The organism is Parasynechococcus sp. (genome assembly GCF_042954245.1).
In the GTDB taxonomy this organism is placed as follows: Bacteria; Cyanobacteriota; Cyanobacteriia; order PCC-6307; family Cyanobiaceae; genus Parasynechococcus.
Window position 1 is genome coordinate 1 of record NZ_JBGKDP010000146.1, and the last position, 4,766, is coordinate 4,766.

The 4,766-nt window shown below is 63.5% G+C and carries 6 protein-coding genes and 1 pseudogene; 2 read left to right on the forward strand and 5 right to left on the reverse strand.

Features of this window, described 5'->3' with window-relative positions; all coding sequences use genetic code 11:
• Nucleotides 1–129 precede the first annotated feature (129 nt).
• The 5 genes and pseudogenes from ACGVJ8_RS06390 to ACGVJ8_RS06410 all read right to left on the reverse strand — a co-directional run bounded on the left by ACGVJ8_RS06390 (nucleotide 130) and on the right by ACGVJ8_RS06410 (nucleotide 3,479).
• Nucleotides 130–931: pseudogene (locus ACGVJ8_RS06390) on the reverse strand (methyltransferase domain-containing protein).
• The gene (locus tag ACGVJ8_RS06395; RefSeq protein ID WP_392346483.1) at nucleotides 931–1,146 is read right to left on the reverse strand and encodes a hypothetical protein; all 216 of its coding nucleotides are present in this window, start codon (nucleotides 1,144–1,146) and stop codon (nucleotides 931–933) included. Before ACGVJ8_RS06395 ends, ACGVJ8_RS06390 begins: the two are co-directional and overlap by 1 nt.
• A 53-nt stretch (nucleotides 1,147–1,199) precedes the next feature.
• On the reverse strand, nucleotides 1,200–2,162 hold the full coding sequence (locus ACGVJ8_RS06400) for an NAD(P)H-binding protein (protein ID WP_392346485.1): 963 nt from the start codon (nucleotides 2,160–2,162) through the stop codon (nucleotides 1,200–1,202).
• A 56-nt stretch (nucleotides 2,163–2,218) separates the two neighbouring features.
• Nucleotides 2,219–2,320: a cytochrome b6-f complex subunit PetM gene (gene petM / locus ACGVJ8_RS06405; protein ID WP_038553686.1), complete on the reverse strand. Its 102-nt coding sequence runs from the start codon at nucleotides 2,318–2,320 to the stop codon at nucleotides 2,219–2,221.
• Nucleotides 2,321–2,348: 28 nt separating this feature from the next.
• The gene (locus ACGVJ8_RS06410) at nucleotides 2,349–3,479 is read right to left on the reverse strand and encodes a N2,N2-dimethylguanosine tRNA methyltransferase (RefSeq protein ID WP_392346487.1); all 1,131 of its coding nucleotides are present in this window, start codon (nucleotides 3,477–3,479) and stop codon (nucleotides 2,349–2,351) included.
• 37 nt (nucleotides 3,480–3,516) lie between these two features.
• Between ACGVJ8_RS06410 and ACGVJ8_RS06415 the strand changes: the two genes are divergently transcribed.
• The gene (locus tag ACGVJ8_RS06415) at nucleotides 3,517–4,482 is read left to right on the forward strand and encodes an alpha/beta fold hydrolase (RefSeq protein WP_392346489.1); all 966 of its coding nucleotides are present in this window, start codon (nucleotides 3,517–3,519) and stop codon (nucleotides 4,480–4,482) included.
• On the forward strand, nucleotides 4,454–4,766 hold a 313-nt coding region (gene ilvN / locus ACGVJ8_RS06420), incomplete at its 3' end, for an acetolactate synthase small subunit (protein ID WP_392346491.1). The genes ACGVJ8_RS06415 and ilvN, both read left to right, overlap by 29 nt.

The following is a 4,766-nucleotide window of genomic DNA, read 5'->3' on the forward strand; positions in this document are numbered from 1 at the left end:
GTTGCTGGATCGATTTGATGGACAACGGACCACCGCTGGACCTCACGGGCCTTCAACCCGGCACTTGGCGTGCGGTGACGGCAGCTGAACAGGAACGGCTGAACCGCCTGATCAGCAGCAGCTCGAGCGCTAGCCCTCGGCGGGGAGGGTACCGACGAGGGTGACCGCCCGGAATTCAATGCCCTCCACCACACGCCAGGGCCACTCACTACGATCGGCGTAGCAAACCTACTGAATAGGCCAAGAGCTTCGAATGCCTCCAGGAAGGCCTGCTCCTGCCAGGCGCCGCTGATGGAGCCGCTCCAGAGATCAGGGTCCTGCTGCAACCGCAGGAGCACGACCTGATCGCAAATGATTCGCTTATGGCAACGCAACCACCGGGAGCCAGGACCCGGCGAATGTTGGCCAGGAGCCTGTCGCGTGCCGATGGATTCACCAGGTTGAGCACAAAGTTGCTCAGTACCACATAGATACCACATCGATCGAACCGCCAGCGATCAGAGATTCACCTGTGGCCGTGGGGGCATCCAGGGCTTCGATGGCTTCATCGACGAAACAGACGTTGTCGAAGCCCACTGCTGAGGCAACAACCGGGATTGCTTCACGGGACAGGGCTAGCATATCGGCGTTGCGGTCCATACCGGTGACGCGGCCGGATGGCCCGACAATTTAGCTGCAGATGAAGGCGTTTTTACCGCTGCCAAGGTCGAGCACGCGGTCCCCCTGATTCACCCCAACGGGTGGGATCCCCACAGCCGTAATCACGCTCAACGACAACATCAGGAATCACCTTGGGCAGGGCAGGGTTGAAGCCGACCGGGGTACAAAGGCAGGCTTCCTGCTCTTGGACAGCGGCCCCGTAGCGGGCTTCTACCGCCTGGGTTTGATCCAGAGACTGGGGCGCTGGGGACGAACAACACGATTCAGCCATCAGCCGATCACCTCCTGCAGCTCACGCACCACATTCCACTGGCCATACCAGTAGTTGGCCTCGGCCCGTCGGTCGGGGTCCGCCACACCATCCACTGCATCGGGGCCCACCGACTTCCACAGATCATGGCCGCAGACGCGGTTGAGGCCCTGTTCCGCCTCGTCCGACAACAACTGCAGACGCCGCTGCAGTTTTTTGAGCTGAGCGACAGTCATCAGAAAAGGATCAATCGAGGCGATAGTACAAAAGAACCAAAAGGCATCAAGGTTCAGAAGGGCAGCTTTTTCTTCGCGTCCTTGTCGAGATCGGCTTCCATCTCGCGCAGGCGCTTCAGAATCGTGTCGTAATACTCACCGATGTAGCCCTCCATGTCCGTGGTCTCCGATGCCTCAAGACCGAAGGCGGCATAGCTGTTTTGCATGGGGGCATCCAGGGTCTGACCACTACCGGTGACCTCAGCGAAAGCCAACCGCTCCGCCACGTTGACGGCGGGTTCAAAGAAGGACGCCACCCCCTGCATCAGATTCATCAGGAAGGGCTGTACCCGAAACACGCGGGCTGTCTTGCCACTGCAACGTTCACAGAGCTGAACCAGCTCACCGGTGTTCCAGGCCTTGGGGCCAACAACGGGATAGGTGCCACGCACGGTTTCCTCCCGCTCAAGGGCCGCAACAGCGAAGCGGGCCATGTCTTGGGTATTCATATAGGCAATAGCCGTGGGGCTGCCACTCACCCACACGGTCTGGTTCTCCAGAACAGGAATGGCGAACTGACTGATCACCCCCTGCATGAAGGCGGCGCCCTGCAGGATCGTGTAGTCGAGATCCGACGACTCCAGCAGCTTCTCCGTGCAGGCCTTGATGTCCATCAAGGGAACGTCGCGGTGCTGATGGGCCCCCAGCAGCGAGAGAAAGACAAAACGATTCACCCCTGCCTGTTCACAAGCACGAAGCAGGTTCAGCTTTCCGTCCCAATCCGTTTCGTAGATGCTGCGGGGGTCGTTCGGGCGACTGGTGGATGCATCGATCACCGCATCCATGCCCTCGAGGGCGTAATCGAGGCTGCCGGGCTCCAACAGGTTACCCCGGGTCAGCTCACAACCCCATTCCTGCAGAAAAGCGGCCTTGCGGGGGGTCCGCACCATGCAACGCACCTGGTGGCCGGCATCAAGAGCACGACGGGCGATCTGTCGTCCCAGGGTGCCCGTGCCACCCACCACAAGCACTTGCATCGGCGCCTTCCTCACGAAGAAGAGAGCCTAATGGCCCCCGCTTCCAAGCGACTGATTCAGTCGTCGCCCTGCAGTTTTAGCAGCAGAGCACCACCAGCAAGGCCGATGGGAATCAACACCCAGAAGATCGCAGCAGTTCCAAAAATCTCAGCAGCCATGGTCTGGGCAAAGCGATCGCACGCCCATTTAAATCCCTTCCCCCCACAGGCTGGTGCAGATCTGTAACAGCTGCGGTAATTCGGCATCGGTTCGCACCTGGCCAGGCATGACGCCACTAGCACTGGCGCGATAGCCCGCGGCCTGGAGCGCCTGCACCAATGGCCCCAGAGCTGGCGGCCCGCCGATGCCCAGCCGCCGGGCCAGCTCATCGGTGGGCCAGACCGTGGGGCGATCACCGGGATCCGCCTGCAGGCGCTGCATCAAGCGCAGGGTGGCGGGGCTGATTTGCTGAGGCCCCAGCTGTTGAGCATCAGGAATCAGCTGCTGCAACAGCTGCGGCTCCTGCAAGGGACCGATCCACAACGGGCCGCTGATGCTCCACCGCCCCTGTCCAGCCGTGCAGTCACAGACCGGCCAGCCGCTGAGCTTCAGCAGAGGCTGCACCCGTTGGGCACCGCAGCGTTCGCAACGGGCCACTAGCCCAAGCTTCTGTTCATCGCCCGCTGGGATCTGGCGCCGCAGGCGCAAGGCAATGCGAAAGGTGCGGCCTTCACTGAAGCTGAACAGCGGCTGCAGTCCGCGCCCCAGCATCCAAGCCTGCCGCGCCACCAGCCCGATCTGCTGCCGCAGGGCCATTTCCCAGCTGGAAGGGTGGGCGCGAGCGGCGACCCCAAGGCTACGAATGGCGCCAGCCCGGTCATGACCGGTGGGGGACCGGCCATCCGTGGAGGCCAGAAACAACAGGCCGTCGAAGCGAAGGGCCTGGAGGGCCGGCTGAATCAGAGGCCCAGGGGCGCCAAAGGCATCAAGGTCGATGAAATCGAACCAGTGGCGCTGAACAATCGACCGGTGCAACACCAGGTCTGCGGCGTCAGCCGTGAGCCGCGGTGAACACCCCAGCGCCCGCACATTGGCCTGGATCAGCGGCAGCCGGTCGGGATCCCCATCGTTGATCCAGAGTTCTGTCTCAACGGCAGGATTGCCCAGCGCCTCCAACCCCCAGCGCAAGGCCCGGATCCCGCAACCGGCCATCAGATCAAGCCAGCACAGGGGCCGCGTGGCGTGGAGGTTCTGGTGACGGGCCAGCAACACCGATAGGTCCCGGGCCGGACGCGACTCAGGCCTGAAAAAGCCTGGGCCAAGGCTGAGCTCAGCCAAACCTTCGCGATAGTGATGATCGGTTGAGGTCAGAAGGGTGCCGCCTGCTGCTGTCCAGACTGACGAGTGGGGTGTCCAGAGCACCTGGCAGTGGAGGGGCTGGCCCTGCCACTGGCGGGTCAGCGGCCCTGAAGCGGGCCCTGCCCTGCTGCTGTTGCACGGTTTCGGCGCCGCCAGCGGACACTGGCGCCACTGCGCGCCGCGCCTGGCTGATCAGGGCTGGCGGGTCTACAGCCTGGATCTGCTGGGTTTCGGCCAATCCGCCCAGCCGGCGCGGCCGATGGACAACCGGCTCTGGGCCCTGCAGGTGTGCGCATTCCTCGATCAGGTGGTGCAAGAGCCAGCGGTGGTGATCGGCAATTCCCTGGGGGGCCTGACCGCACTCACCGCCGCGGTGCGGGCGCCGAACCGGGTGCGGGCGGTGGTCGCCGCGCCCCTGCCAGACCCTGCCCTGATTCAACCGCTGCCGAAACGACGGGCACCCTGGCGGCGGCGTTGGCAGCGGCGGCTGCTCGCACTGGTGCTGCACTTGCTTCCACTTGAGCTTGTGGTGCCCTTGATCGCGCGCACGGGCTTGCTCAAAGCCGGGCTTCAGGGGGCCTACTGGAAGTCGATCCAATCCGACCCAGAGCTGCTGCAGCTGATCGCCCGTCCTGCCCGGCGCCCCACAGCAGCCCAGGCCCTGCGCGGCATGAGCCTGGGCATGGCAAACCGTCCCCGAGGCGCCACAGCCCCAGTACTGCTCGAACAACTGCGGTCGCCCATGCTGCTGATCTGGGGCCGTCAGGATCGATTTGTGCCCCTAGCCATCGGGGAATCCCTAGCCGCCAGCCACTCAGAACTCGAGCTAAAGGTGCTGGATCGCTGCGGTCACTGCCCCCATGACGAAGCACCCGATCGCTTCCTGACTGTGTTGTTGCCCTGGCTGGACCGTAACTTGGGAGGACCAGACCGGCAGGGGACGACCAGCGGCGATGAAACACACCCTTTCGGTGGTGGTTGAGGACGAATCCGGCGCACTCAGCCGGATCGCAGGACTCTTCGCCCGACGCGGCTTCAACATCGACAGCCTGGCTGTCGGCCCAGCAGAGGCCGAAGGGCAGTCGCGCCTAACAATGGTGGTGGAGGGCGATGACCAGACGCTCCAGCAGATGACCAAACAGCTGGACAAACTGGTGAACGTGCTTCAGGTCCTCGACCTGACCCAGCGCCCGGCCGTGGAGCGTGAGCTAATGCTGCTCAAAGTTTCAGCACCGGCAGCGTCCCGGGGGGCCGTGTTCGAACTCG

What these genes read in the sequence shown, in the direction of transcription:
- ACGVJ8_RS06395 (WP_392346483.1), bottom strand. Translation starts at nt 1,146, where the DNA reads ATGACTGTCGCTCAGCTCAAAAAACTGCAGCGGCGTCTGCAGTTGTTG.
- ACGVJ8_RS06400 (WP_392346485.1), bottom strand. Translation starts at nt 2,162, where the DNA reads ATGCAAGTGCTTGTGGTGGGTGGCACGGGCACCCTGGGACGACAGATC.
- petM (WP_038553686.1), bottom strand. Translation starts at nt 2,320, where the DNA reads ATGGCTGCTGAGATTTTTGGAACTGCTGCGATCTTCTGGGTGTTGATT.